Annotated in this window: 24 protein-coding genes; 19 read left to right on the forward strand and 5 right to left on the reverse strand. The window is 69.3% G+C overall.

The window, feature by feature from the left end:
• Window positions 1-150 precede the first annotated feature (150 nt).
• The 4 genes from KME79_RS33250 to KME79_RS33265 all read left to right on the forward strand — a co-directional run bounded on the left by KME79_RS33250 (window position 151) and on the right by KME79_RS33265 (window position 6,966).
• The gene (locus KME79_RS33250; RefSeq protein ID WP_219548944.1) at window positions 151-1,314 is read left to right on the forward strand and encodes a trypsin-like serine peptidase; all 1,164 of its coding nucleotides are present in this window, start codon (window positions 151-153) and stop codon (window positions 1,312-1,314) included.
• Window positions 1,315-1,803: 489 nt separating this feature from the next.
• The gene (locus tag KME79_RS33255) at window positions 1,804-3,333 is read left to right on the forward strand and encodes a trypsin-like serine peptidase (protein WP_219548946.1); all 1,530 of its coding nucleotides are present in this window, start codon (window positions 1,804-1,806) and stop codon (window positions 3,331-3,333) included.
• A gap of 441 nt (window positions 3,334-3,774) precedes the next feature.
• Window positions 3,775-5,286 carry a trypsin-like serine peptidase gene (locus KME79_RS33260; RefSeq protein WP_219548948.1) on the forward strand — a complete coding sequence of 504 codons (1,512 nt, stop codon included), beginning with the start codon at window positions 3,775-3,777 and terminating at the stop codon, window positions 5,284-5,286.
• A gap of 195 nt (window positions 5,287-5,481) precedes the next feature.
• Window positions 5,482-6,966: a trypsin-like serine peptidase gene (locus tag KME79_RS33265; RefSeq protein ID WP_219548950.1), complete on the forward strand. Its 1,485-nt coding sequence runs from the start codon at window positions 5,482-5,484 to the stop codon at window positions 6,964-6,966.
• A 50-nt stretch (window positions 6,967-7,016) separates the two neighbouring features.
• Here the strand turns inward: KME79_RS33265 and KME79_RS33270 are convergent, their stop codons facing one another.
• Window positions 7,017-8,375 carry an NsdA family TPR-like regulatory protein gene (locus KME79_RS33270; protein WP_219548952.1) on the reverse strand — a complete coding sequence of 453 codons (1,359 nt, stop codon included), beginning with the start codon at window positions 8,373-8,375 and terminating at the stop codon, window positions 7,017-7,019.
• Window positions 8,376-8,508: 133 nt separating this feature from the next.
• The gene (locus tag KME79_RS33275; RefSeq protein WP_308249150.1) at window positions 8,509-9,681 is read right to left on the reverse strand and encodes an NAD(P)-dependent malic enzyme; all 1,173 of its coding nucleotides are present in this window, start codon (window positions 9,679-9,681) and stop codon (window positions 8,509-8,511) included.
• Between the two features lie 276 nt (window positions 9,682-9,957).
• Between KME79_RS33275 and KME79_RS33280 the strand changes: the two genes are divergently transcribed.
• From KME79_RS33280 to KME79_RS33295, 4 genes are read left to right on the forward strand one after another with little or no spacing between them, the layout of a single operon-like run.
• Window positions 9,958-10,821 (forward strand): ABC transporter substrate-binding protein, encoded by an 864-nt coding sequence (locus tag KME79_RS33280; protein ID WP_219548956.1) that lies wholly within the window; start codon window positions 9,958-9,960, stop codon window positions 10,819-10,821.
• A gap of 3 nt (window positions 10,822-10,824) precedes the next feature.
• Window positions 10,825-11,652 carry an amino acid ABC transporter permease gene (locus tag KME79_RS33285; protein ID WP_219548958.1) on the forward strand — a complete coding sequence of 276 codons (828 nt, stop codon included), beginning with the start codon at window positions 10,825-10,827 and terminating at the stop codon, window positions 11,650-11,652.
• Window positions 11,649-12,392: an amino acid ABC transporter ATP-binding protein gene (locus tag KME79_RS33290; RefSeq protein WP_219548960.1), complete on the forward strand. Its 744-nt coding sequence runs from the start codon at window positions 11,649-11,651 to the stop codon at window positions 12,390-12,392. The genes KME79_RS33285 and KME79_RS33290 overlap by 4 nt, the downstream gene beginning before the upstream one ends.
• A gap of 54 nt (window positions 12,393-12,446) precedes the next feature.
• Complete coding sequence (locus KME79_RS33295; protein ID WP_148029350.1) at window positions 12,447-12,872, forward strand: CGNR zinc finger domain-containing protein; 426 nt, start codon at window positions 12,447-12,449, stop codon at window positions 12,870-12,872.
• Here KME79_RS33295 and KME79_RS33300 read toward each other — a convergent pair.
• A complete protein-coding gene (locus tag KME79_RS33300; protein WP_148029349.1) occupies window positions 12,842-13,138 on the reverse strand; it encodes a S24 family peptidase in 297 nt (98 codons plus the stop codon). The genes KME79_RS33295 and KME79_RS33300 overlap by 31 nt on opposite strands.
• A 90-nt stretch (window positions 13,139-13,228) precedes the next feature.
• Here KME79_RS33300 and sodN point away from each other — a divergent pair, with 90 nt between their 5' ends.
• From sodN to KME79_RS33315, 3 genes are all read left to right on the forward strand, one after another.
• The gene (sodN, locus tag KME79_RS33305) at window positions 13,229-13,630 is read left to right on the forward strand and encodes a superoxide dismutase, Ni (protein ID WP_148029348.1); all 402 of its coding nucleotides are present in this window, start codon (window positions 13,229-13,231) and stop codon (window positions 13,628-13,630) included.
• Window positions 13,631-13,758: 128 nt separating this feature from the next.
• On the forward strand, window positions 13,759-14,184 hold the full coding sequence (locus tag KME79_RS33310) for an ATP-binding protein (protein ID WP_148029347.1): 426 nt from the start codon (window positions 13,759-13,761) through the stop codon (window positions 14,182-14,184).
• Between the two features lie 17 nt (window positions 14,185-14,201).
• Window positions 14,202-14,981, forward strand: a complete 780-nt coding sequence (locus tag KME79_RS33315) for an RNA polymerase sigma factor SigF (protein ID WP_187280956.1) — start codon at window positions 14,202-14,204, stop codon at window positions 14,979-14,981.
• Here KME79_RS33315 and KME79_RS33320 read toward each other — a convergent pair.
• A complete protein-coding gene (locus KME79_RS33320) occupies window positions 14,978-15,337 on the reverse strand; it encodes a hypothetical protein (RefSeq protein ID WP_246640839.1) in 360 nt (119 codons plus the stop codon). The two genes, KME79_RS33315 and KME79_RS33320, sit on opposite strands and share 4 nt — an antisense overlap.
• A gap of 131 nt (window positions 15,338-15,468) precedes the next feature.
• Here KME79_RS33320 and KME79_RS33325 point away from each other — a divergent pair, with 131 nt between their 5' ends.
• A complete protein-coding gene (locus KME79_RS33325; protein ID WP_219548964.1) occupies window positions 15,469-16,434 on the forward strand; it encodes a diacylglycerol/lipid kinase family protein in 966 nt (321 codons plus the stop codon).
• Between the two features lie 276 nt (window positions 16,435-16,710).
• Entirely contained in the window at window positions 16,711-16,965 is a 255-nt protein-coding gene (locus KME79_RS33330) for a WhiB family transcriptional regulator (protein WP_148029344.1), read from the forward strand.
• A 118-nt stretch (window positions 16,966-17,083) separates the two neighbouring features.
• Here the strand turns inward: KME79_RS33330 and KME79_RS33335 are convergent, their stop codons facing one another.
• Window positions 17,084-18,568, reverse strand: coding sequence for a PAS domain-containing sensor histidine kinase (locus KME79_RS33335; protein ID WP_148029343.1), 1,485 nt, complete (start codon window positions 18,566-18,568; stop codon window positions 17,084-17,086).
• A gap of 389 nt (window positions 18,569-18,957) precedes the next feature.
• Here KME79_RS33335 and KME79_RS33340 point away from each other — a divergent pair, with 389 nt between their 5' ends.
• The 6 genes from KME79_RS33340 (at window position 18,958) to KME79_RS33365 (ending at window position 23,682) form a co-directional block, all read left to right on the forward strand.
• On the forward strand, window positions 18,958-19,677 hold the full coding sequence (locus KME79_RS33340) for a GntR family transcriptional regulator (RefSeq protein ID WP_148029342.1): 720 nt from the start codon (window positions 18,958-18,960) through the stop codon (window positions 19,675-19,677).
• A 24-nt stretch (window positions 19,678-19,701) separates the two neighbouring features.
• Window positions 19,702-20,418 carry a dethiobiotin synthase gene (gene bioD / locus KME79_RS33345; protein ID WP_148029341.1) on the forward strand — a complete coding sequence of 239 codons (717 nt, stop codon included), beginning with the start codon at window positions 19,702-19,704 and terminating at the stop codon, window positions 20,416-20,418.
• Window positions 20,419-20,455: 37 nt separating this feature from the next.
• A complete protein-coding gene (locus KME79_RS33350; RefSeq protein ID WP_187280955.1) occupies window positions 20,456-21,037 on the forward strand; it encodes a helix-turn-helix domain-containing protein in 582 nt (193 codons plus the stop codon).
• A gap of 82 nt (window positions 21,038-21,119) precedes the next feature.
• On the forward strand, window positions 21,120-22,280 hold the full coding sequence (locus KME79_RS33355; RefSeq protein WP_219548966.1) for a sensor histidine kinase: 1,161 nt from the start codon (window positions 21,120-21,122) through the stop codon (window positions 22,278-22,280).
• Complete coding sequence (locus KME79_RS33360; RefSeq protein ID WP_148029338.1) at window positions 22,271-22,924, forward strand: response regulator transcription factor; 654 nt, start codon at window positions 22,271-22,273, stop codon at window positions 22,922-22,924. The genes KME79_RS33355 and KME79_RS33360 overlap by 10 nt, the downstream gene beginning before the upstream one ends.
• Window positions 22,921-23,682 (forward strand): DUF4097 family beta strand repeat-containing protein, encoded by a 762-nt coding sequence (locus KME79_RS33365; protein ID WP_219548968.1) that lies wholly within the window; start codon window positions 22,921-22,923, stop codon window positions 23,680-23,682. The genes KME79_RS33360 and KME79_RS33365 overlap by 4 nt, the downstream gene beginning before the upstream one ends.
• Window positions 23,683-23,691 lie beyond the last annotated feature (9 nt).

Below are 23,691 nucleotides of genomic sequence, written 5' to 3' on the forward strand. Positions count from 1 at the left end.
GTACGGTCACGGCGGCGTTCCACGCGCCGGCCGCGCCCGGCGGGAACCCGCGTGACCAGGATCGACGCTGTACGGTTCCGGCTGTCCGTTTGCTGGCATCCGGGGCGCACCAAGGCGCCGCGCCAGCGTAAGGCAAAGCCTGGAGTTACCTTGAAGCGAATCCTCCTCCCCGTCGGCGGCGCCACCGTGGCGACCGGCATGCTGCTCGCCGGCCTCAGCGGCACCGCGCAGGCCGCCGGCGACGTCGCCAACGACCCCATGGCCAGGAACACCAGCCAGGCGGCCTCGGTCGCGTCCTTCTGGTTCGCCTCGAACGGCGCGGCCCTCCGTCGCGCCACCGCCTACACCTGGGATTCCAAGGACGTCAGGAAGGTCGTCTCCAAGGGCGGCTACAGCCCTGACGGCAGGCCCGGCACCGCCGCGCCCACCAGCGGCAACAAGGCCGCGGGCGGCTCGCAGAACGTCAACCTGCCCAAGACGGTCGGCAAGGTGTTCTTCGTCGACGGCTCCGGCAAGTTCCGCTGGTGCTCGGCCACGTCCATCCAGTCGAACTACCGCAACCTGGTCGCCACCGCCGGCCACTGCGTGTACGACACCGAGAGCAACAAGGCCCTGCTGAACAACTGGGTCTTCGTGCCCGGTTACTACCAGGGCAAGACCCCCTGGGGCATCTACGTCGGCAAGCAGGCCTTCACCCACTACGACTTCGACGTCTACGAGGACTACGACCGCGACTACGCGTTCGTCACGGTCTACAACGGCATCCAGTTCACCGGGGCCGAGCGCGTCAACCGGCGCGACTACCAGCGCTTCAGCGGCCCCAAGCGGTCCTGGGGCGGCCAGCGCTACATCCTGAAGTCCAGGGACGTCGGCCGGCTCGGCGACAACGTGGGCGGCCAGGGCTTCGCCTGGAACCAGCCCGCCAACCGCACCGTGCGCACCTTCGGCTACCCCGCCGCGCCGCACCCCGACGGCAGCAGGCCGTACAGCGGCGTCACCCCGAAGCACTGCTACGGCAGGACCACCGCCAAGGCCGTCGGCGCCTCCTGGTTGAAGATCAACGAGCACATCGGGCTCAAGTGCGCCGTGACCCCCGGCTACGACGGCGGGCCGTGGCTCACCCAGTACAGCAACGCCAAGCGGGTGGGTTACGTCAACGGTGTGACCAGCACCTTCGCCGACCAGGACGGGAACGACCGGATCGACTACATCACCTCGCCGTACTTCGACGGCGAGACGGCCGCGGTGTACAACGCGGCCAGGAACGTGTGGTCGGGCAAGATCGTCGGCCCCAACGGCGAGCTCTACCGCTGACCCAGTCCGCTTCGTGAAGGGCCCGGCCACCGCCGGGCCCTTCTTCGTGCCCGCGAAGGCACCCAAACGTGGCGATACCGGCGAGGGGTCAGCGCAAGCCCTAGACGGGACAAATCACCCAGACAGTCACGGATTTCCCGGAACCTGAACGTTCCCTGGCAGGAGACTGGCTACTTAGACGGAGGATGGGTTCCATTCGGTTCCTGTGATCTGAGTCACATTTCCCTGACTACAGCCCGTGAGTCGATACTAACGGAACTTTCGTCCCAATCTTCACACCCCCTACATACCCTGCGAAAACGTACCGACCTGATCACGTACGGCGACCATCTCTGACAGGTCACGGAATGGTCACGGCGATCCGGGCCCATGCCGGACCCTCCGATTCGGCTTCCACCTGCGGAGATCACCGCGCTATGTTCCTTGCTATCCCTTTACTGACGCATGGGGCGCAAGTTGCGGCCCACGACAGACCAAGGAGCAGTTCCCTTGAAGCGCATCCTCATCCCCGCCGGTGGTGCCGTTCTGGCCACCGGTCTCCTGGCCGCCGGTCTGGCCGGTACGGCTCAGGCCAACAACGACGTCGCCTCGGACGCGATGGCGAAGAACGCCGCCGCGGCCAAGGCCATCGCCTCGTTCTGGGCGGACAACAACGGCGCTGCTCTGAAGGCCGCCAAGGAGTCCAACGTCTGGGACAAGACGGACGTCACCAAGCTGCAGAGCAAGGGCGGCTACAGCGCCGACACCAAGGCGGGCTCCACCGCCCCGATCGGCCAAGAGAAGAAGACGTCCGCCAAGGTGCAGAACGTCAACATGCCGAAGACCATCGGCAAGGTGTTCTTCGTCAACGGCAAGGGCGAGAAGAAGTGGTGCTCGGCTACTTCGATCCAGTCGAAGTACCGTAACCTCGTCGTCACCGCCGGCCACTGTGTCTACGACGTCAAGGCCAACTCGGACGTCATGGACAAGTGGGTCTTCGTCCCCGGTTACTACCAGGGCAAGTCCCCCTTCGGCATCTACGTCGGCAAGCAGGCGTTCACCCACTACGACTTCGACGTCTACGAGGACTTCGACCGCGACTACGCGTTCGTCACCGTCTACAACGGCGTCAAGCTCGGTGGGGGCACCGCCAAGAAGGTCTCCAAGGCCGAGTTCGAGAAGTACGAGGGCCTCAAGGAGGCCAAGGACGTCGAGATCACCCGGGCGGAGTTCCGCGCGTGCCGGCTCGACCCCACCTCCACTGAGGCCTGCTGGGTGAAGCGCGGCTCCAAGGCCGAGCCCACCGGCCCGGACTTCCCGGGTGCCGAGGTCGCCAAGATCGAGGTCTCCGAGGACAGGTACAAGGCTGCTCGCGCGGGCAAGGGCAACGGACGCAAGTTCGGCGAGCCCGTCGAGGAGCACGTCACCTACCGGGAGGCGTGGACGTACCTGCAGAACCAGAAGAAGGACGCCAAGAAGTACCCCGGCACCGTCAAGCTGGACCGCAGGGGCAACAGCACCATCACGCACTTCTTCGTGCAGCAGTGGTACAAGCCCGGCTCCGACACGAAGTTCTACAAGACCGTCTTCACCATCATCGAGAACGCCGCCACGGACGCGGGCCGCCTCGGTGACGTGGTCGGCGGCCAGGGCTTCGCGTGGAACCAGCCGACCGGCAAGTACGTGCGCGTGTTCGGCTACCCGGCGGCTCCTCACCCCGACGGCCACAAGAACTACACCGGCATTACTCCGAAGTGGTGCTACGGCAAGACCACGAAGAAGCTGGTGGGTGACGCGGCCAAGAAGATCCAGGAGCACGTCGCGCTCAAGTGCGCGATGACCGAGGGCGCCGACGGCGGCCCGTGGCTCTTCAAGTACAGCAACGCCAAGCGTCTCGGCTACGTGAACGGTGTCACCAGCACCTTCAACGACCAGGACGGCAACAAGCGCGTCGACTACATCTCGTCGCCGTACTTCGACGGCGAGACCAACACGGTCTACAAGGCCGCCGCCAACGTGTGGTCCGGCAAGATCATCTAAGTTGCGACGCCACTGACGGTCACCCCTTGAGGGATCGTCACCTGTAAGACCCGAAGGGCCCGGCACACCAGCCGGGCCCTTCGGCGTTCCGGGCCCGGAAAGTGCGGGCGCTTGGACGCACGGGAGACACGGATGGTGCCATGAACCCAATGTGATGTGCGTCACACCAGCAGGAGAGGCGCCCCGAGAGGGCCGCACTCATCTCGCCGGCCACACTGACAACATCATTATCTTGATCTGCGGGAACACCCGACCGGTGACCTTCCCCCGGCTCCTGCGCTGAAGCCTCTCAAACATCACAGATCGATCACGCCCGACATGTCGCCTCTTTTTCATTCAAAGCGGCTTCCTGTTAGCAAGATCGACACTGTATCTTCCTGGCTATCCCTTTACTGACGCATGGGACGCAAGAGGCGTTCCACGACAGCGCAAGGAGTTACCTTGAAGCGCATCCTCCTTCCGGCCGGTGGCGCCGTTCTGGCCACTGGTCTCCTGGCTGCCGGCCTGGCCGGTACCGCCCAGGCCAACGACAAGAAGATCAACGACGAGGTTCTGGCCAGCCAGGCCAAGGCCGCCGAGATCCTCGACTTCTGGACCAAGTCCAACAACGCTGCCCTGAAGCAGGCCTCGGCCTACCACTGGGACAGCAAGGACGTCACGAAGGTCGTGTCCAAGGGCGGTTATTCGCCTGACGGCAAGCCTGGCTCCACCGCGCCCATCGGCGAGGAGAAGAAGTCCGTCGCCAAGACCCAGAACGTGAACCTGCCGAAGACCATCGGCAAGGTCTTCTTCGAGGGTCGCGACGGCAACCTCTACTGGTGCTCCGGCACCTCGATCCAGTCGAACTACCGCAACCTGGTTGCGACCGCTGGTCACTGCGTCTACGACGTGTCCGGCAACGCCGAGGTTGTGTCGCGCTGGGTCTTCGTCCCGGGCTACTACGAGGGCAAGACGCCTTACGGCGTGTACGTGGGCAAGCAGGCGTTCACCCACTACGACTTCGACGTCTACGAGGACTTCGACCGCGACTACGCGTTCGTCACGGTCTACAACGGCATCGGCGGTTCCCTGAACAAGCCGAAGCAGGTGAACAAGGCCGAGTACGACGCGTACAAGGGCGAGAAGTTCACCAAGAAGGTCGAAGTCAGCGAGGACGAGTTCAAGAAGGGTCGCCTCGACCCGAAGAACGCCAACCTGTACTTCCGTGACTGGGGCAAGAAGGACCAGGTCTCTGGCCCGGACTACCCCGGTGCCGAGGTGGCCAAGCACGAGGTCTCCAAGGCGGAGTACGACAAGGCGCGCACCGGCCAGGGCAACTTCCGTAAGTACGGTGAGCCCGAGGTCGAGCACGTCACCTACCGGGAGGCCCTGAAGTACAAGGGCCCGGGCGAGGTCAAGCTCGACCGCAAGGGCAACAGCACCATCACGCACTACTACGTGCAGGTGTGGTACAAGCCCGGCACCGCCACCAAGTACTACAAGGCTGAGTTCTACATCGTGGTCCACGAGGTCAAGGACGCTGGTCGCCTCGGCGACGTCGTCGGCGGCCAGGGCTTCGCGTGGAACCAGCCGACCGGCAAGTACGTCCGTACCTTCGGGTACCCGTACGGCAAGCACCCCGACGGCAGCAAGCCCTACACCGGCAAGACGCCGAAGTGGTGCTACGGCAAGACCGGTGCCAAGACGACTCAGGCCGCGAAGTACAAGGTCGAGGAGCACGTGTCGCTGAAGTGCGCCGTCACCGGCGGCTACGACGGTGGCCCGTGGCTCTTCAAGTACAGCAACGCCAAGCGTCTCGGCTACGTCAACGGTGTCACCAGCCTGCTGTACGACGCCGATGGCAACGACCGCTGGGACCACATCTCCAGCCCGTACTTCGACGGTGAGACCGCTGCGGTCTACAACGCCGCGAAGAACGTCTGGTCGGGCCAGATCACCCCGATGCCCAAGTAAGTCGGGTTGATCTCCCGGAGTCGGGGGTCCAAACCCCGGTTCCTTCTGCTTCACCCGAAGGGCCTGGCTCGCGCCAGGCCCTTCGGCCATTTCTGATGACATTTCTGACAAGATCCCTGTTCGTTTGTGACCAGAGGGACAGGAGTGTCGATAGGGTCTTTACACCCCTTGTAGATATACGTGTGGAGCCATCCCGTGAAGCGCCTGCTCATCCCCCTCGCAGCCGCCAGCCTGGGCCTTACCGCTCTGGCTATACCGGCCCAAGCCGCCCCCCACTGGGTCAAGGACCCTCTGACACCCCAAGCGAAGGACGCCTACGGCGCCGCCTTCTTCTGGCTCGACGCCAACGGCGCGGCCCTCAAGAAGGCCACCCAGTACCACTGGGACGCCAAGAAGGTCGACAAGATCGTTCGTAAGGGCGGCACCACTCCCGACGACGGCAAGCCGGGCGCCACGGCTCCGGCGACGACCGGCTCGGGCGGCAAGACCAAGAACGTCAACCTGCCGAAGACCATCGGCAAGGTCTTCTTCGTCGACAAGGCCGGCAAGCACCGCTGGTGCTCGGCCACCTCGATCCAGTCCCGCCACCGCAACCTCGTAGCCACCGCCGGCCATTGCGTGTACGAGAGCGGCGAGGACGTCTTCGCCAAGTGGGTCTTCGTCCCCGGCTACTACCAGGGCACCGCCAAGTTCGGCGTCTACGTGGGCGCCTACGCCTTCACGACCTACGACCTCGACACCTACGACGACTACGACGGCGACTACGCGTTCGTGGCCGTTCACAACGGCTTCGCGCTGGCCGGCGAGAAGGAAGTCACGCCCAAGGAGTACAAGGCCTGGGCCGGTGACAAGTGGGTCAAGCCGCGCGAGATCACCCGCGAGGAGTTCGGCAAGTGCCAGCTCAACCTCGGCGAGTGCTGGTCGGAGGGCAAGGACACGAACCCCGACCTGGTCGGCCCCGACCACCCGGACGCTGTCCTGGAGAAGGTCGAGGTCAGCCCGGAGACGTACAACAAGGCCAAGGTCGGCCGCGCGCAGGGCGCCAAGTACGGCGAGCCGGTCACCGAGGCGGTCACCTACGCCCAGTGGAAGGCCTACAAGGGTCCCGGCACCAAGGGCAAGGACAAGGTCGGCAACTACACCGTCACGCGCTACCACGTGCAGCGCTGGGTGAAGCCCGGCACGTCCCGCAAGTACTTCGAGGGCCGGTTCGTCATCGGCGTGGCCAAGGACACCGGCCGCCTCGGTGACGTCGTCGGCGGCCAGGGCTTCGCCTGGAACCAGCCGATGAACCAGCAGACGATGGTCTTCGGCTACCCGGCCGCCCCGCACCCCGACGGCGACAAGCCGTTCACCGGCGTGACGCCGAAGTACTGCTACGGCAAGACGGGCACCAAGACCATCCAGGCGAACATGTTCAAGGTGGAGACCCACCAGGTGCTCAAGTGCTCGATGACCCCGGGCGCCGACGGCGGCCCGTGGCTCATCAAGTGGAACAACGCCAAGCGCACCGGCTACGTCAACGGCGTGACCAGCGTGTTCTACGACAACGACGGCAACGACCGGGTCGACCACATCAGCTCGGCCTACTTCGACGGCGAGACGGCGGACGTCTACAACAAGGCGAACTACGCCCAGACGAAGTCGATCGTCGGCCCGAACGGCGAGCTCCTGCAGTAGTCGTCAGAACGTGAAGAGCCCGCCGGTGCGCCCGGCGGGCTCTTTCGTCTTCAGACCCCCGCGAGCTCCCGCGTCCGCTCCCTCAGCGCCCGGACCGGGGCCTCGTTCTTGTACGGCTCCAGCCGCCTGCGCAGGTCGGCCATGTAGGTGCGGGAGCGGGCCGACTGCAGCTCGCTCCCCAGCGTCATGGCGCCGAGCGCCACCGAGCAGGCTTCCTCCAGCTCGCCGCACTGCAGCAGCCCGGCGGCCAGCAGCGACAGGTTGAACATGCGGCCGCGTACGAAGCGGCCGTCCATGTCGAGCGAGCGCCGCGCCTGTCGTACGGTGCGCTCGCCCTCCCCCAGGTCGCGGAAGCAGTGAGCGATCTTGGCCGACAGGTAGGCCTCGTCGAAGTAGCCCAGCCAGGGCGGCTCCCCGGCCGGCTTGCGGACGTCGAACGCGCGCTCGGCCTCGTGCAGCGCCCCGCCGCAGGCGCGGGCGTCACCCAGCCCGGCGTGCGCGTGCGCCTCCAGCACGTGGCTGGAGGCCAGCAGGGTGGCCACCCCGGCGCGGCGGGCCGAGAGCTGCGCCGCCCGGGCCAGGTCGAGCGCGTGCGCGTGCTGGCCCATGTAGATCGCCTGGTGTGCCATGCCCGCCAGGATCTCGCCGCCCAGGGCGTGGTCGTCGGAGCCCCTGGCCAGGCGCAGCGCCTGGATGAGGTAGCGCTGGGCGAGGCCGTGCTGCTCCAGGTCGTAGGCCATCCAGCCGGCCAGCCTGGTGAGCTCGGCCGCGGCCGCGGCCAGCTCGCGGCCGGTCTTGTCGCCGTACGAGCCGTCCTTGAGGAGCGGCGTCACCGCGGTGTCCAGATATCTCACGACAGACGAGCGCACGCGCCCGCTGCCGAACCGGTTGTCGAGCTCCCCGAACGAACGGGTGACCTCGTGGATGGCGGCGATGTCCGCACTGCCCACCCTGCGGGCGCCCGCTGCGCTGGGCCGCCCTTCCGGCGGGGAGGTGAGCCATCGCACCGCCCCTACGGAGCCCGCCCCGATCGCGAACGTCGAATCGAGCAGGAACCTCCGTCTCTCCACATCGGCCCGCCACAGCGCCGTCACGGTCGCGACCCCCTCCTGCCACGTGTGCGTGAACTCCTGCCCGAGATCGAGGGGCGTAGCGGCGGCGGGCATGCCCAGGTCATCAGCCGTGACGGGCCTGCCCAGCCGCTGTGCGAAGATCTCGGTCAGGAGCCCGGGCACCGGGTCCCGCGGCCGCTGGCCACCGATCCATCGGAGGACGGAGCTGTGGTCGTACTTGAGGCCGGGGGTGCCACGCGTGGCTCCCAGATCGTTGAGGCGCCTGGCCAGACCCTTGTGGGAAAAGCCCGCCTCCACGATGAGCTGCCGCAGCAGTCGATTGGGCTCGCGTTTCATCGCTCTCCTCCAGGCAGGAGCCGGCGCCCGCATCCTTACAGAGGGCTCTTGTTATAGCACGCTGGGTAAAGGATGTTTGAGGAATCCTTCACTCGCTGCCGACCCGGCGGGCTCCTGCCTGGAGAGAAGCCGATCAGGCGCGGGCGACTCCGTCGGCCCTGGCCTGCGCGGCGACGGCGGCCGTGACCGCGGGGGCGACCCGCTCGTCGAACGGGCTCGGGATGACGTAGTCGGCGCTGAGGTCGTCGCCCACCACGCCCGCGAGCGCGTCGGCGGCGGCCACCTTCATGTTCTCGGTGATCGTGGTGGCCCGCACGTCGAGGGCGCCGCGGAAGACGCCGGGGAAGGCCAGCACGTTGTTGATCTGGTTGGGGAAGTCGGAGCGGCCGGTGGCCACGACCGCCGCGTGGCGGGCGGCGACGGCGGGCTCGACCTCGGGCGTCGGGTTGGACAGCGCGAACACGATGGCGCCGTCGGCCATGGCGGCGACCGCCCGCTCGGCGACGGTCGAGCCGGACAGGCCGACGAACACGTCCGCCCCTGCCAGCGCGTCCTCGGTGGACCCGGTGTGCTTGGCGCGGTTGGTGTCGCGGGCCAGGGCCTCCTTGACCGGGTTGAGCCCTTCGCGGCCGGAGTAGATCATGCCCTTGGAGTCGGCGACGGCGATGTCGCCGATGCCCGCCTCCAGCAGGATGCGGCTGACCGCCACGCCGGACGCCCCGGCCCCGGCCACCACGGCCCGCAGGTCGCCCAGCGAGCGGCCGGTCAGGCGGGCGGCGTTGCGCAGCGCGGCCAGCACCACGATCGCCGTGCCGTGCTGGTCGTCGTGGAAGACGGGGATGTCGAGCCGCTCGCGCAGTTGCTTCTCGACCTCGAAGCAGCGCGGCGCGCTGATGTCCTCGAGGTTGATGCCCCCGAACGAGGGCGCCAGCCGCACCACGGTCTCCACCAGCTCGTCGACGTCGGTGCAGGCGAGGCAGATGGGCACCGCGTCGACGCCGCCGAACTCCTTGAACAGCAGCGCCTTGCCCTCCATGACCGGCATGGCGGCCACGGGTCCGATGTCGCCCAGGCCGAGCACGGCGGTGCCGTCGCTGACGACGGCGACCACGTTGGAGATCCAGGTATAGGTGTCGGCCAGCGCGGGCGTCTCGGCGATGGCGCTGCAGACGCGTGCAACGCCGGGCGTGTAGGCGAGCGCCAGATCGTCGGCGTTGCGCACCGGAACGGTCGAGCGGACCTCAAGCTTCCCCCCGCGGTGCAGGGCGAAGGCCGGATCGGATTCGTGAGCGGATGTGATGGACACAGCGACCCCAGTAGTGGTTGTGACGGAAGAGACCTTGGGCAGACGGGCGGAGATGCCTGGCCTCGGTTCGCCAGGATCCCCTCGTCGATGCCTCGGAGGGGTACGGGGGTCACCCGTCGCTCCATAGTGACACATGCTGAGACGGGATCAGGTAGCCCCCCTGACGCCGCTTCGTTGACGCATCGTTAAAAGCCCGATGACTGACTGCAGCTAAACCCGCTCTAAACTGCACAAAGCTCAACCTTTCTCCGCATACCACTTCAAGGAGGCCTCCCCATGGCCCTCTGGTCCATGAAGCGCCGAGGCATGGCCGCCGGCGCCCTTGCGTTGACCGCCACCCTGACCCTGTCCGCGTGCGGCAGCGACTCGGGAGGTTCCGGTACGACCTCCGCCAGCGCCTCCGCGGACGCCGGTGACGCGGCGGGCGGCGCCAAGCTGGTGCAGCCCGGCAAGCTGACGGTCTGCACCAACGTCCCCTACGAGCCGTTCCAGTTCAAGGAAGGCGACAAGATCGTCGGCTTCGACGTCGACATCGTGGACCTCGTCGCCAAGAAGCTCGGCGTCGAGCAGGAGATCGTCGACATCGACTTCGCGGTGATCAAGAGCGGCGCCGCCATGGCCACCAACAAGTGCGACCTGGCCGCCGCCGGCATGACCATCACCGAGGAGCGCAAGGCGAACATCACGTTCTCCGACCCGTACTTCGACGCCACCCAGGCCCTCCTGGCCAAGAAGGGCACCGGCGCCACGTCCCTGGAGGACGTCAAGGCCAAGGGTCTCAAGCTGGGCGCCCAGGCCAGCACGACCGGCCTCGACTACGTCAAGAAGAACGGGTTCGACCCGACCGAGTACGCCGACTCCCCCAAGGAGCTCCTCGCTCTGCAGGCCGGCCAGGCCGACGTGATCGTCCAGGACCTGCCCGTGGTGCTCACCTGGCTGAAGAAGCCGGAGATCGCGGAGAAGTTCGAGCTGATCGCCAGCCTCGACACCGGCGAGCAGTACGGCCTCGGCATGAAGAAGGACGCCGACCCGGTCCTGGTCAAGACCGTCAACGAGGAGCTCGCCGCGGCCAAGTCCAACGGGACGTACGAGGAGATCTTCGTGAAGTGGTTCGACAAGAAGCCCGGCGAGCTGGGCTGATCCATGGCGGACCAGCCGAAGGCGGCTGAGCCGGCCAAGCGCCGGCTCAGCCCTCGCAAGAGGCAGCGCATCTTCCGCGGCGTCCAGTACGCCATCCTGGTCGCCGCCTTGGTCGCCCTCGCCCTTTACGCCGACTGGGCCAGCCTGGCCCAGAACTTCGCGCGGCTGGACATCGCCGAGCTGATGCTGCCCGACCTGTTCACGGTCGCGCTGCTCAACACGATGGTGTACGCGGTCGGCGGGTTCCTGTTCTCCTTCGTGTTCGGCCTGATCGTGGCGCTGATGCGGCTGTCCCCGGTGGGCCCGTACCGGTGGCTGGCGACGCTCTACATCGAGATCTTCCGGGGCGTGCCCGCCCTGCTGGTCTTCCTGATGATCGTCTTCCTGCCGCTGGCGCTGCCAGGTTTCGCGGTGCCCTTCGGCACCTACGGCCAGGCCATTCTCGGCCTCGGCCTGGTCGGCACCGCCTACCAGGCGGAGATCTTCCGGGCGGGCCTGCAGGCGGTGCCCCGGGGGCAGACGGAGGCCGCCAGGTCGCTGGGCATGTCGGCGACCAGGGCCCAGTTCACCGTGGTGGTCCCGCAGGCCATCCGGATCGTCATCCCGCCGACCACCAACCAGTTCGTGGCCCTGCTCAAGGACTCCTCGCTGGTGCTCTTCCTGGGCGTTTCGGGCCAGTACGTCGATCTGACCAAGTTCGGCAACGACATGGCGTCCACCCACGCCAACGCCACGCCCATTCTGGTCGCCGGCCTGACGTACCTGATCGTCACGGTACCGCTGGGCTACCTGGCGGGACGTCTGGAGAAGCGCAAGGGGACGAGCCGATGACGCACGCGATCGAGATCAGGGACCTGCACAAGCACTTCGGCCAGAACGAGGTGCTGCGCGGCATCGACATGACCGTCGAGCCCGGCCAGGTCGTCTGCGTCATCGGGCCGTCGGGCTCCGGCAAGTCGACGCTGCTGCGCTGCGTCAACCTGCTGGAGGAGCCCACCCGGGGCAAGGTCTTCGTCGACGGCGTCGAGGTGAACGACCCCGACGCCGACATCGACGCGGTACGACGCCGCATCGGCATGGTGTTCCAGCAGTTCAACCTGTTCCCGCACATGACGGCGCTGCAGAACGTGATGATCGCCCAGCAGCGGGTGCTGAAGCGCGGCAAGCGGGACGCCGAGAAGATCGCCAGGGAGAACCTGGAGAAGGTCGGCGTCGGCGAGAAGTGCGACTCCTTCCCCATCCAGCTCTCCGGCGGGCAGCAGCAGCGGGTGGCCATCGCCAGGGCGCTGGCCATGGACCCCGGCCTCATGCTGTTCGACGAGCCCACCTCCGCGCTCGACCCCGAGCTGGTCGGCGACGTGCTCGCGGTCATGCGCAAGCTGGCCGAGGAGGGCATGACCATGCTCGTGGTCACCCATGAGATGGGGTTCGCCCGCCAGGTGGCCGACCGGGTGGTGTTCATGGACGGCGGCGTCATCGTCGAGGACGGCCCGCCCGCCCAGGTGATCGGCGATCCGCAGCACGAGCGGACCCGCACCTTCCTGGAACGCGTGCTGCACCCCGAGGAGTGATCGCTGGACGCCCGCGCGACCGGGCGTCCAGCACTTTTCATGTAATACTCCCGCATGGACTTGACCTCTTACGCCGAGTGGGCGGTCCGTCTCGTCAACGACCCGGAACCGCCGCCCGGCCTGCGGGAGCTGCGGGCCGAGCTGGCCGCGGTGTTCGACGCCGCGGGCGCCGAGGAGCGGCTGGTGGCCCTGCTCAACGACCTGCTCGTGCGCTACCCCGTACGGCCTCAGCTCACCGACCACGACGGCCGGGGCTGGCACCTGCACCTGGCCGGCCACACCGGCGCCGCCGCCGTGATGGGGCTCGCCTCGGTAGTGGCGGAGCTGGGCGCCGACCGGCTCGGCCGCTGCCTGGAGACGCGCTGCGACCGCGCCTTCCTCGACACCTCGTCCAACCGGTCGCGCCGCTACTGCTCGCCCCGCTGCGCCAGCAGGGCCAACGTCGCGGCCTACCGGGCGCGCCGCCGCGGCGGCCAGTAGCGCAGCACGACGCGGCCCACGAGCTCGGGGACCGCGCCGAAGTCCCAGCTGTCGCGGCGGCCGCTCGCGCGCTGGTTGTCGCTCTCCAGCCACCAGCCGTCGGCGCCGTGCCAGGCGGCCCGCTTGACGATCAGCCGCTCCGGCTCGCCGGGCAGCCGGGCCACCACGATGTCGCCCGGCCGGGGCGGCACCCGGCGGCACACCAGCAGCCAGTCTCCCGGCAGCAGCGCGGGCCGCATCGAGTCGCCCTCGACACGCACTCTCATGGGCCGCCACCCCTTTCTCCCCGGGGGTTCGGAGACGAGTAAGGTCGGTACGAGGACCAAGCTCATTCGGCATCTAGGAAGGACTTTCTGATGCTCGCACGACTGCTACGACCCAAGCATGTCGCTTCCGCGCACTGCGACCTGCCCTGCGGCGTCTATGACCCGGCACAGGCCCGGATCGAGGCGGAGTCGGTGAAGGCGATCATGGAAAAGTACGCGGCGAACGAGGACCCGGTCTTCCGCGCCCGTGCCATCACCATCAAGGAGGAGCGCGCGGAGCTGGTCAAGCACCACCTCTGGGTGCTCTGGACCGACTACTTCAAGCCGCCGCACCTGGAGCAGTACCCCCAGCTCCACCAGCTCTTCTGGGACGCCACCAAGCTGGCCGGCGCCGCCGGGGCCAAGGGCACCGTCGACGTCGCCAAGGGCGAGGAGCTCCTCGGCAAGATCGACGAGATCTCCAAGATCTTCTGGGAGACCAAGGCCGCCTAAACCGGCCTAAAGGCTCTGTGCGGCCTTCAGGCCGCGCAGAGCCTTTTCCGTTGAGGGCGAGTCTGAATCCGCCAAGCAGCTCCTTCTGGCGGTAAGTTGCAGTCAGCGTCGTATACGCGAGGAGGAACGTGACCGAGGACACCGAGACGCGCGCGACAGGTGAGGCCGCCATCCGCGACGTGGTGAGCATCAGGCTCCCCGCCGACAGCGCCTACCTGTCTGTGTTGCGTACGGCCACAGCCGGCCTGGCCGCCCGGCTGGATTTCACGCTGGACGAGATCGAGGATCTGCGGATCGCGGTCGACGAGGCGTGCGCCATGCTGCTCAACGAGGCGGTGCCGGGCACCGACCTGACCGCCGAGTTCGAGCTCACCGGGCAGGAGATGCAGGTCCGCGTCGAGGTGGCGACCGTCGGGAGCTCCGCACCGAAACGCGATGACTTCGCCTGGATGGTGCTGACGGCCCTCGCCGACGACGTCGACGCGGTGACCGACGCGGCCGATCGCATGGCGATCATCCTGCGTAAGCGCCGAGGCGCGGCGAGGCCGGCGTGACGGAAAGGACTGGAGCCATGGCCGCCAGCGACCACGCCGTGCCCGACCGGGTCCGTGCTCGCATGCTGTTCGCCGAGCTGTCCGAGCTGGGCCCCGACGAGCCGCGCCGGCAACGCATCAGGGACGAGTTGGTCGAGCTCCACCTTCCCCTGGTCGAATACCTGGCCCGCCGCTTCCGCAACCGAGGCGAGTGGCTCGACGACCTCACCCAGGTCGCCACCATCGGGCTGATCAAGTCCATCGACCGCTTCGACCTCAACCGCGGCGTCGAGTTCTCCACGTACGCGACGCCCACCATCGTCGGCGAGATCAAGCGTCACTTCCGCGACAAGGGCTGGGCGGTCCGGGTGCCGCGCCGCCTGCAGGAGCTGAAGCTCTCGCTCACGAAGGCCATCAGCGAGCTGTCGCAGCGCGAGGGGCGCGCCCCCACGGTCGCGGAGCTGGCCGCCTTCCTGAAGATGACCGAGGAGGAGGTGCTGGAGGGTCTCGAGTCGGCCAACGCCTACTCGACGGTCTCCCTCGACGCGCCCGACTCCGGCGACGACGACGCCCCCGCGGTGTCCGACTCGCTCGGCATCGTGGACGAGTCGCTCGAAGGCGTCGAATACCGCGAGTCGCTCAAACCGCTGCTCGAACGGCTGCCGCCGCGCGAGAAGCGCATCCTGTTGCTGCGGTTCTTCGGCAACATGACCCAGTCGCAGATCGCCACCGAGCTCGGCATCTCGCAGATGCACGTGTCGCGGCTGCTCGCCCGCACCCTCGCCCAGCTCCGCGAGGGCCTGACGGCCGACGACTAGGCGTCGTCGCCGAAGAACGCGTGAGTGGTGGGAGGCGCCAGCAACATGCCCAGCCCGGCGAGGGCGACCGCGATCAGCGGGATCCCGAGCGCGGGCTGGTCTGACTGGATGAGCGTCACGGCGACCGGCAACAGGAAGATCTGGGCCACCACGCCGGGGGCCCTCCCCCAGCGCTGGCCGGCCAGCAGCCCGCCCCAGGCCACCCAGAGCAGCCCGGCGCCGATCAGCACCCCGAACGCGGCCTCGGCCAGCGCGGCCGTCAGGTCGGACGCCCCGCCGAGCACGGTCCCGACCGCGGCGTAAACTCCCAGGCCCAGCGCGACCAGCCCCTCAAGGGCGACGATCACGGCTGCCATCACCAAACTCCACGGACGCTTCGCCACACCCGAACCCTATCCGCCCCGGCCGCCTTACTTTCCCTGCGCGACCACCTTAAAAAAGGATGTTCACGACAAGCCGGACATCCATCAGCGGCTACCCTGGCCTCATGCGCGCGATGCTCCTGGTCAACCCCAAGGCCACCACCACCAACGCCCGCACGCGCAACGTGCTCCTCCGCGCGCTCGGCGCGGCCGTCGAGCTGGCCGTCGAGGAGACGGCCTACCGCGGCCACGCGGCCACGCTGGCCGCCACCGCCCGCGCCAAGGGCTACGACCTGGTGGTCGTGCTGGGCGGCGACGGCACCATCAACGAGACCGTGAACGGCCTGCTCAACCCGGTCAACGGCGCCCCCGAGCCGCTCGGCGACGACCCGAGCATGAGCCGCCCCGCGCTCGCCGTCATCCCCGGCGGCAGCGCCAACGTGTTCGCCCGCGCCCTCGGGCTGCCCAACAACCCGGTGGAGGCCACCGGCGCGGTGCTGGAGGCGCTGCGCGAGGGCCGCCGGCGCACCGTGGGGCTGGGGCAGGCGCTGTGGGAGGGCGAGAGCCGCTATTTCACCTTCTGCTCGGGCATGGGTTACGACGCCGAGGTCATCAGGGCCGTGGAGGGCCTGCGCGGCACCGGCCGCAAGGCCACGCCCGCCCGCTATGTGAACACCGCGCTGCGCCACTACCTCGCCACCGACAAGCGGCGTCCGGCGATGACGCTGACCGGCCCCGGCATCCCCAGGGCCAGGGGCGTGTTCATGGCGATCGTCTCCAACACCTCGCCGTGGACGTACCTCGGCAGCAGGCCCGTCCAGCCCACCCCGTGGGCGGGCTTCGAGACCGGGCTCGACCTGCTCGGGCTGCGTCGGATGGGCGTCATGGCCCTGCTGCCGGTGATCCGCCACATCCTCACGCAACGTGACAGCCTTCCGTCGGGCAAACACCTCGTGCAGCTGCACGACGAGGCCGAGTTCACGCTCACCGCGGACCGTCCCGTGGCCTTTCAACTGGACGGAGACTATTTGGGGGAACGTGAGGCCGTGACCTTCCGTGCTACACCGAACGCGTTACAAGTTCTGGTCTAGCTGGTTACATTCGGTCATGGTGTGACGCATACGACAGCCATTACGGGGAAAACTTGGGTATTGCCCTCTTGCGTGCACTCTCCGTGGCTGAAAAGCTCATAGTGACGTCGGAACGTAGGACCTTTAGCCAAAACCCCTGGTCCTCCGCCGTATGCGGGCAGCCCCGGCTCCACCACAAGGTGCCGGGGAATTGTTCGCACGCCTTAGTGAAACTCTTCACAAAGTAGTAGCCGCACCGGAGCCGACCGCAGGCTCCATCTACTAAGGAGTGGACGCATGGACTGGCGACACCGAGCCGCCTGCCGTGACGTGGACCCCGAGCTGTTCTTCCCGATCGGGAACACCGGACCGGCACTCATGCAGATCGAGGAAGCCAAAGAGGTCTGCCGTTCCTGTTCGGCCGTGGAAGCCTGCCTCAAGTGGGCGCTGGAGTCCGGTCAGGACGCCGGTGTGTGGGGTGGCCTCAGTGAGGACGAGCGTCGCGCGCTCAAGCGACGCACCGCTCGGGCCCGGGCCCGCGCGACCGCCTGACCGACATCGACGCAGAAGGCAGGAACCCGCCTGAAAACCGCGACGAGCCGACCAGCCTGGCACGACACCGTGTCCGCCAGGACCGCGCCGCGTCCCCGATAGCCAGGGGACGCGGCGTTCAGGCTTTCTGACGGTCTCCGGCGGGCAGCGGGATGGAGAGCGTCGCTTCCGTGCCGCCGCCTTCGCGCGGTCTCACCGAGAGCTTGCCCGACAGCTCCCCCTCGACGAGCGTGCGGACGATCTGCAGCCCGAGGCTGGTCGAGCTGTCGAGGTCGAACCCCTCGGGCAGGCCCCTGCCGTCGTCCCAGACGACGACGCGCAGCCGCTCAGGGCCCGACTCCACCACCACCTGCAGCCGCTCGGGCCGGCCGTGCTGGAGCGCGTTCTGCATCAGCTCGGTCAGGGCCATGGCCAGCGGCGTGGCGATGAGCGAGGGCAGCACGCCGAACGCCCCCAGCCGGCGCGGCGTGACGCCGGCCTCCGGCGCCGACACCTCCCCCGCCATCGCGATCACGCGGTCGGCGATCTCGTCGAAGTCGACGAACTCCTCCGGCGCGTGCGAGAGAGTCTCGTGCACGATCGCGATCGACCCGACCCGCCGCACCGCCTCCTCCAGCGCCTCCCGGCCCTCCGGCACCTGCAGCCGCCTGGCCTGCAGCCTGAGCAGGGCGGCGACGGTCTGCAGGTTGTTCTTGACCCGGTGGTGGATCTCGCGGATGGTGGCGTCCTTGGTCATCAGCTCGCGCTCGCGCCGCCGCAGCTCGGTCACGTCGCGGATGAGCACCAGCGCGCCGATGCGGCCGCCGCCGACGATCAGCGGGATCGCGCGCAGCTGCACGATCGTGCCGCCGGACTCGACCTCGGTCTCCTTGGCGGCCCGCCCGCTGGCCACGATCATCAGGTCTTCGTTGATCGGCTCGTCGGAGTAGCACAGGGTGGCGGTGACCCGGCCCAGCTCGACGCCCACCAGGTCGGCGTGCAGGCCGAGCCGCCGGTAGGCCGACAGCGCGTTCGGGGACGCGTACGTGACCCGGCCGGCCCGGTCGAGCCGCAGCAGGCCGTCGCCGACGCGCGGCGAGCGCACCAGGATGGGCTCCTCGCCGGAGAACGGGAAGCGGCCCTCCGCCACCATCTGCGCCAGGTCGGAGGCGCTCTGCAGGTAGGTCAGCTCCAGCCGCGACGGGGTGCGGGCGGACGACAGGTTGGTGGAGCGCTGGATGACGGCCAGGAACCGGGCGTCGCCGCCGGGGACGGCCCGTCGCACCGGGATGGTCTCCTCCCGCACCGGGACGCCCGTCGACCAGTCGGGGTCGCCCTCGCGGCAGATGCGCCGCTCGCTCCAGGCGGTGTCGATCAGCGGGCGTTCGCCCCTGGCCACGACGCTGCCGACGACGTCGTCGTGGTAGACGGTGGGGCCGGTGGTGGGCCGCATCTGGGCGATCGCGATCCAGCCGTCCTCCCCCAGCAGCGGCGCCCACAGGATGAGGTCGGCGAACGACAGGTCCGCCAGCAGCTGCCAGTCGGAGACCAGCGAGTGCAGCCAGTCGAGGTCCGCCCCGTCGAGCGCGGTGTGGCGGACGACGAGGTCGCTGAGAGTCGGCACGACTGCATCATGCGTGGTTTCCCGCCGAACATCCAAACCGGCGCCCTGGCCGTACGCGCTCAGAGGACGGCCAGTGATAACCATCACATCACCGGCGGGGGCAGGAGACGAAAGGCACGTCTCCCGTACGACTGCGCACCTGCGCGAACAGGAAGGACGCGATCCTCGGTTGCCACGCCGCCCACGGCTGTGGATATCCTTCACCATCAGCCTGAGCTGCCCGTACGGGCGCGCGGCAGGGCAGGTGAGCGGGTCTGCGCGGAGCAGAGAGCCGGGGCACCGGCGCGCTGCCCTCGCGCGCGGTTGACCGTGAGGGCAGATCTGGGTTCCGATGATCTAGCGGTGATCCGACACGCCCTCACCGCCGTGGCAGAAGTGAAGGTGAGAGCGTGACAGACGAAGGCCCTCGCGTACCGAAGTACTACGACGTGAAGCGGAGCCTGCTCGAGCTCACGAAGTCGCTCCAGCCGGGCACCGCGCTGCCCCCCGAGCGGACTCTCGCGGTGCGCTTCGAGACCTCCCGCACCACGGTCAGGCAGGCGCTGACCGAGCTGGTCGTCGAAGGACGGCTGCTGCGCATCCAGGGCAAGGGCACGTTCGTCGCGCAGCCCAAGGTGGCCCAGGTGCTGCAGCTCACCTCGTACATCGGAGACCTGCGCACGGCGGGGCTGGAGCCCGACACGAAGATCCTGGAGATGGGCTACATCACCGCCGACGAGCCGCTGGCGCGGCGGCTGGCGATCAACCCGGGCGGCCGCGTGCTGCGCATCCACCGCCTGCGGCTGGCCAACGGCGAGCCCGTCTCGGTCGACACCACCCACCTGTCGGCGCGGCGCTTCCCGCGCCTGCGCCGCGAGCTGGAGGTCCACTCCTCGCTGTACGAGACGCTGCACAACGCCTACACCGTGCGGCTGACCGACGCCGAGGAGATCATCGAGACCGTGCTGGCCACCCCGTACGACGCCAAGCTGCTCGGCGTGGACGTGGGCCTGCCCATGCTGCTGCTCACCCGCCACGCCTTCGACGCCGACGGCAACCCGGTGGAGTGGGCGCAGTCGCTCTACCGCGGCGACCGCTACAAGTTCGTCACCCGCCTCCGCCGTCCCTGAGTCGCGCCCCTCTACGCTGGGCCGATGAGCGTCATCGTGGTCACCGGCACCGGCTCGGGCGTGGGCAAGACGGTGGTGTGCGCGGCCCTGGCGGCGCTGGCCCGCACGCGCGGGGCGAGCGCGGCGGTGGTCAAGCCCGCGCAGACCGGCGTGCGGCCCGGCGAGCGCGGCGACCTGGACGAGGTCATCAGGCTGTCCGGGGTGCCGACCACGTTCGAGCTGGCCCGTTTCGAGCAGCCGCTGTCGCCGGCCGCGGCGGCGCGGGCGGCCGGGGTGCCGCCGGTGTCGCTCGCGCAGGCCGCCCTGCGGATCAGGGAGCTGGCCGAGAGCAGCCGGCTGGTGGTCGTGGAGGGCACGGGCGGGCTGCTGGTGCGCTTCGACGAGGACGGCGCGACGATAGCCGACCTAGCTAGGCTGCTGGGCGCGCAGGTGCTGGTCGTGACCGGGGCGGGCTGCGGCACGCTCAACCACACGGCGCTCACCCTGGAGGCGCTCGCGCACCGCGGGCTGGACCTGGCCGGGGTGGTCATCGGCGGGTGGCCCGCCGAGCCCGGCGTGATCGAGCGGAGCAACGTGGCCGACCTGGAGATGCTGGCGGCGCGGCCGCTGGCGGGGGCACTGCCGGAGGGCGCCGGGCTGCTCGACGCCGGCGCCTTCGCGGCGGTGGCGCGGCGCGGGCTGGCCGTGACGCTGGGCGGCGCCTTCGACCCCGCCGCGTTCCGCGACTCGTACCACGTCTAGAATTGCCGGAACGGCAAGCCACGCTGCGGGAGTGGCCATGACGGAAGCGATCGAGGACGTCCTGACCCAGGTCGGCCCCCGGCTCAAGCGGCTGCGCGCCGAGCACGGCCTGACCCTGACCGGGCTGGCCGAGGCCACCGGCATCTCCACCAGCACGCTGTCACGCCTGGAGTCGGGGCAGCGCCGGCCCACGCTGGAGCTGCTGCTGCCCATCGCCCAGGCCTACCAGGTGCCGCTGCAGGAGCTGGTGGGCGCGCCCGAGGTCGGCGACCCGCGCATCCGCCCCACCCCACGGCGGCTCAACGGCATGACCGTGCTGCCGCTGACCCGCCAGCCGGGGCCGCTGCAGGCGTTCAAGATGATCATCCCGCACCGGGGCGGCACACCCGAGCCGCAGACCCACGAGGGCTACGAATGGCTCTACGTGCTGTCCGGACGGCTGCGCCTGGTGCTGGCCGACCGCGACCTGGTGCTGAAGGCCGGGGAGGCGGCCGAGTTCGACACCCGGCTGCCCCACTGGTTCGGCTCCGCCGACGAGCAGCCCGTCGAGGTCCTCAGCCTCTTCGGCCGGCAGGGCGAGCGCATGCACGTCCGGGCCAGGCCGAAGTCGCGCACCTGACCGGGGGTGGGGCTAACCCCACCCCGGACCCGGACGACAAACCCATGTCCAGCGGACCTTCCACCTCAATACGGTGGATTCCATGAAGGTCCCCCGTCCCTGGTCGGCCAGGGCCTGGCTGGACACCGCGCACGTGATCACCGGGCTGCCCGTCGCCTGCCTGCTCGCCGCGGCGACGCTCCCGCTGGCCCTGTTCCCCGCCGCGCTCCGCCACGCCCTGCCCTGGCTCACCGGGGTGCAGCGCTCCAGGTTCGCGGCGTTCCAGGGGGCGCGCATCCCGCCGGTCCCGGTGGCGTCCGGCTGGCGCACGCTGAGCCTGTGGCGGCAGGTGGGCTACCACGCGCTGTCGCCGCTCGTGAGCTTCCCCGCGGCCGTCCTGGTGTCGCTGGCCTGGGGGGCGGGCCTCGTGGGCGTGCTGGCCTTCCTGGGGCCGCTGTCCAGCCCGCCGCCCATGGTCTTCACGCCCGACCTGCGCGACCCCGCGGTGGCGGTCGTCTACGCGCTGGCCGGCGTCGTCCTGCTGGTGCTGGCGCCGCTGCTGGCCCGCGTCATGGCCGCGCTCGACCTGGCGATCGCCCGCGCGCTGCTCGGCCCCAGCCGCAAGGAGCTGGACGAGCGGATCGAGACGCTGACCGAGAGCCGCGCGGGCGTGATCGACGCCGCGGACGCCGAGCGCCGCCGCATCGAGCGCGACCTGCACGACGGCGCCCAGCAGCGGCTGGTGTCGCTCGCGATGAACCTCGGCATCGCCCGCGCCACGCTGACCGACCTGCCCGACCCCGCGCGCCAGGCCATCGAGCAGGCGCACGAGGAGGCCAAGCAGGCGCTCAGGGAGCTGCGCGACCTCGTCCGCGGCCTGCACCCCGCGGTGCTCAACGACCAGGGCCTGGACGCGGCGCTCTCCGGCGTGGCCGCGCGGGCCCCCATCCCGGTGCGGCTGGAGGTCGGCCTCGACCGCCGCGTCTCCCCGACGATCGAGGCGGTGGCGTTCTTCACCGTGTCCGAGGCACTGACCAACATCGCCAAGCACGCCGCGGCCACCAGGGCCGAGGTGACCGTGCGGCGCGAGCGCGACCGGCTGCGCCTGCTGGTGTACGACGACGGCTGCGGAGGCGCGACGATGGACCGGGGCACCGGGCTGCGCGGCCTGGCCCAGCGGGTCGAGTCCGTCGACGGCACGCTGCGGCTGAGCAGCCCGATGGGCGGGCCGACGACGATCGAGGTGGAACTACCGTGCGCATAGTGCTCGCCGAGGACTCCGTGCTGCTGCGCGAAGGGCTGATCCGGCTGCTGGAGGGCTCGGGCATGCGGGTGGTCGCGGCCGTGGCCGAGGCCGAGGGACTGCTGCGGGCCGCCGAGGAGCACCGGCCCGACCTGGTGCTCACCGACGTCCGCATGCCGCCCACGCACACCGACGAGGGGCTGCGGGCCGCGCTGGTGCTGCGCCGTCAGCGGCCGGCGCTCGCGGTCCTGGTGCTGTCGCAGTACGTGGAGGAGCGCTACGCCGCCCAGCTGCTGTCGTCCGCCACGGGCGGCGTCGGCTACCTGCTCAAGGACCGGGTGGCTGACGTCGCCGAGTTCGTCGACGCGCTGCGCAGGGTCGCGGCCGGCGGCACCGCGCTCGACCCGGAGGTGGTGGCCCAGCTCCTGCTGCGCGGCCACAGCGACCCGCTGGACCGGCTGACACCCCGCGAGTACGAGGTGCTCCAGCTGATGGCGGAGGGCCGCTCCAACGCGGGCATCGGGCAGGCGCTGGTGCTCAGCGAGGGCGCGGTGGGCAAGCACATCGGCAACATCTTCGCCAAGCTCGACCTGCCCCCCGCCGAGGGCGACCACCGGCGGGTGCTGGCCGTGCTCCAGTTCCTCAAGATCAGGAGCTTGCCGTGAGGCGGCTCTGGCTGGTCCTGGGCGCGACCCTGACGGTGGTCGCGCTGGCCGTCTCCACCAACCTCGTCTGGCAGGCCGTCGCCGACCCCAGCCCGCCCACCGAGCTGACGTGGCGGTCCATCCCGTTCCGGGGCGGCGCGCTGACGATCGAGGCCGGCGACGACATCCACGTGCACATCCAGGCGGGCCGGGCCGGGTCTGTCGGGGTGGGGCGCCAGCTGATGTGGACCGAGCGGAAGCCCACGGTGAGCGAGGAGTGGGCCGACGACGCGCTCCGCCTCGACGGCGGCTGCCCCGGCGACCACCTCCCCGGTCAGCCGGACTGCCTGGTCAACTACCAGCTGTTCGTACCACCGGAGACCGACATCGAGGCGACCACGAGCGCCTCGCTGAGCGTCAGCGGCATCCACGGCGACGTCAGCCTCACCTCCGCCTGGGGACTCGTCGACGCCGACGACCTGACCGGCGACCTGCGGCTGCGCAGCGAGACCGGCGACATCGACGCCGCACGCCTGCGCGGCGGCGTGGTGGACGCCGAGACCGGCACCGGCACGGTGCGGCTGTCGTTCGACACTCCCCCGGCCGACGTGCGCGCCGTGGTCAGGGCCGTCGGCGACATCGGGATGGACCTGCCAGAAGGCGACTACGACGTGACCGCCAGCGCCCCCGAGACGGACGTCGAGAGCCGCGTCGACCCGTCCTCGTCACGCAAGGTGCGCGCCACGACCCGCGACGGCGTCATCCACATCTGCTGCTGACCTCCTCCT

It is taken from the genome of Nonomuraea harbinensis (assembly GCF_019396385.1).
GTDB classification, from domain to species: Bacteria; Actinomycetota; Actinomycetes; order Streptosporangiales; family Streptosporangiaceae; genus Nonomuraea; species Nonomuraea ferruginea.

What these genes read in the sequence shown, in the direction of transcription:
- KME79_RS33355 (WP_219548966.1), top strand. Translation starts at nt 21,120, where the DNA reads ATGAAGGTCCCCCGTCCCTGGTCGGCCAGGGCCTGGCTGGACACCGCG.
- KME79_RS33315 (WP_187280956.1), top strand. Translation starts at nt 14,202, where the DNA reads ATGGCCGCCAGCGACCACGCCGTGCCCGACCGGGTCCGTGCTCGCATG.
- KME79_RS33350 (WP_187280955.1), top strand. Translation starts at nt 20,456, where the DNA reads ATGACGGAAGCGATCGAGGACGTCCTGACCCAGGTCGGCCCCCGGCTC.
- KME79_RS33285 (WP_219548958.1), top strand. Translation starts at nt 10,825, where the DNA reads ATGGCGGACCAGCCGAAGGCGGCTGAGCCGGCCAAGCGCCGGCTCAGC.
- KME79_RS33280 (WP_219548956.1), top strand. Translation starts at nt 9,958, where the DNA reads ATGGCCCTCTGGTCCATGAAGCGCCGAGGCATGGCCGCCGGCGCCCTT.
- KME79_RS33270 (WP_219548952.1), bottom strand. Translation starts at nt 8,375, where the DNA reads ATGAAACGCGAGCCCAATCGACTGCTGCGGCAGCTCATCGTGGAGGCG.
- KME79_RS33320 (WP_246640839.1), bottom strand. Translation starts at nt 15,337, where the DNA reads ATGGCAGCCGTGATCGTCGCCCTTGAGGGGCTGGTCGCGCTGGGCCTG.
- KME79_RS33325 (WP_219548964.1), top strand. Translation starts at nt 15,469, where the DNA reads ATGCGCGCGATGCTCCTGGTCAACCCCAAGGCCACCACCACCAACGCC.
- KME79_RS33300 (WP_148029349.1), bottom strand. Translation starts at nt 13,138, where the DNA reads ATGAGAGTGCGTGTCGAGGGCGACTCGATGCGGCCCGCGCTGCTGCCG.
- KME79_RS33330 (WP_148029344.1), top strand. Translation starts at nt 16,711, where the DNA reads ATGGACTGGCGACACCGAGCCGCCTGCCGTGACGTGGACCCCGAGCTG.
- bioD (WP_148029341.1), top strand. Translation starts at nt 19,702, where the DNA reads ATGAGCGTCATCGTGGTCACCGGCACCGGCTCGGGCGTGGGCAAGACG.
- KME79_RS33295 (WP_148029350.1), top strand. Translation starts at nt 12,447, where the DNA reads ATGGACTTGACCTCTTACGCCGAGTGGGCGGTCCGTCTCGTCAACGAC.
- sodN (WP_148029348.1), top strand. Translation starts at nt 13,229, where the DNA reads ATGCTCGCACGACTGCTACGACCCAAGCATGTCGCTTCCGCGCACTGC.
- KME79_RS33290 (WP_219548960.1), top strand. Translation starts at nt 11,649, where the DNA reads ATGACGCACGCGATCGAGATCAGGGACCTGCACAAGCACTTCGGCCAG.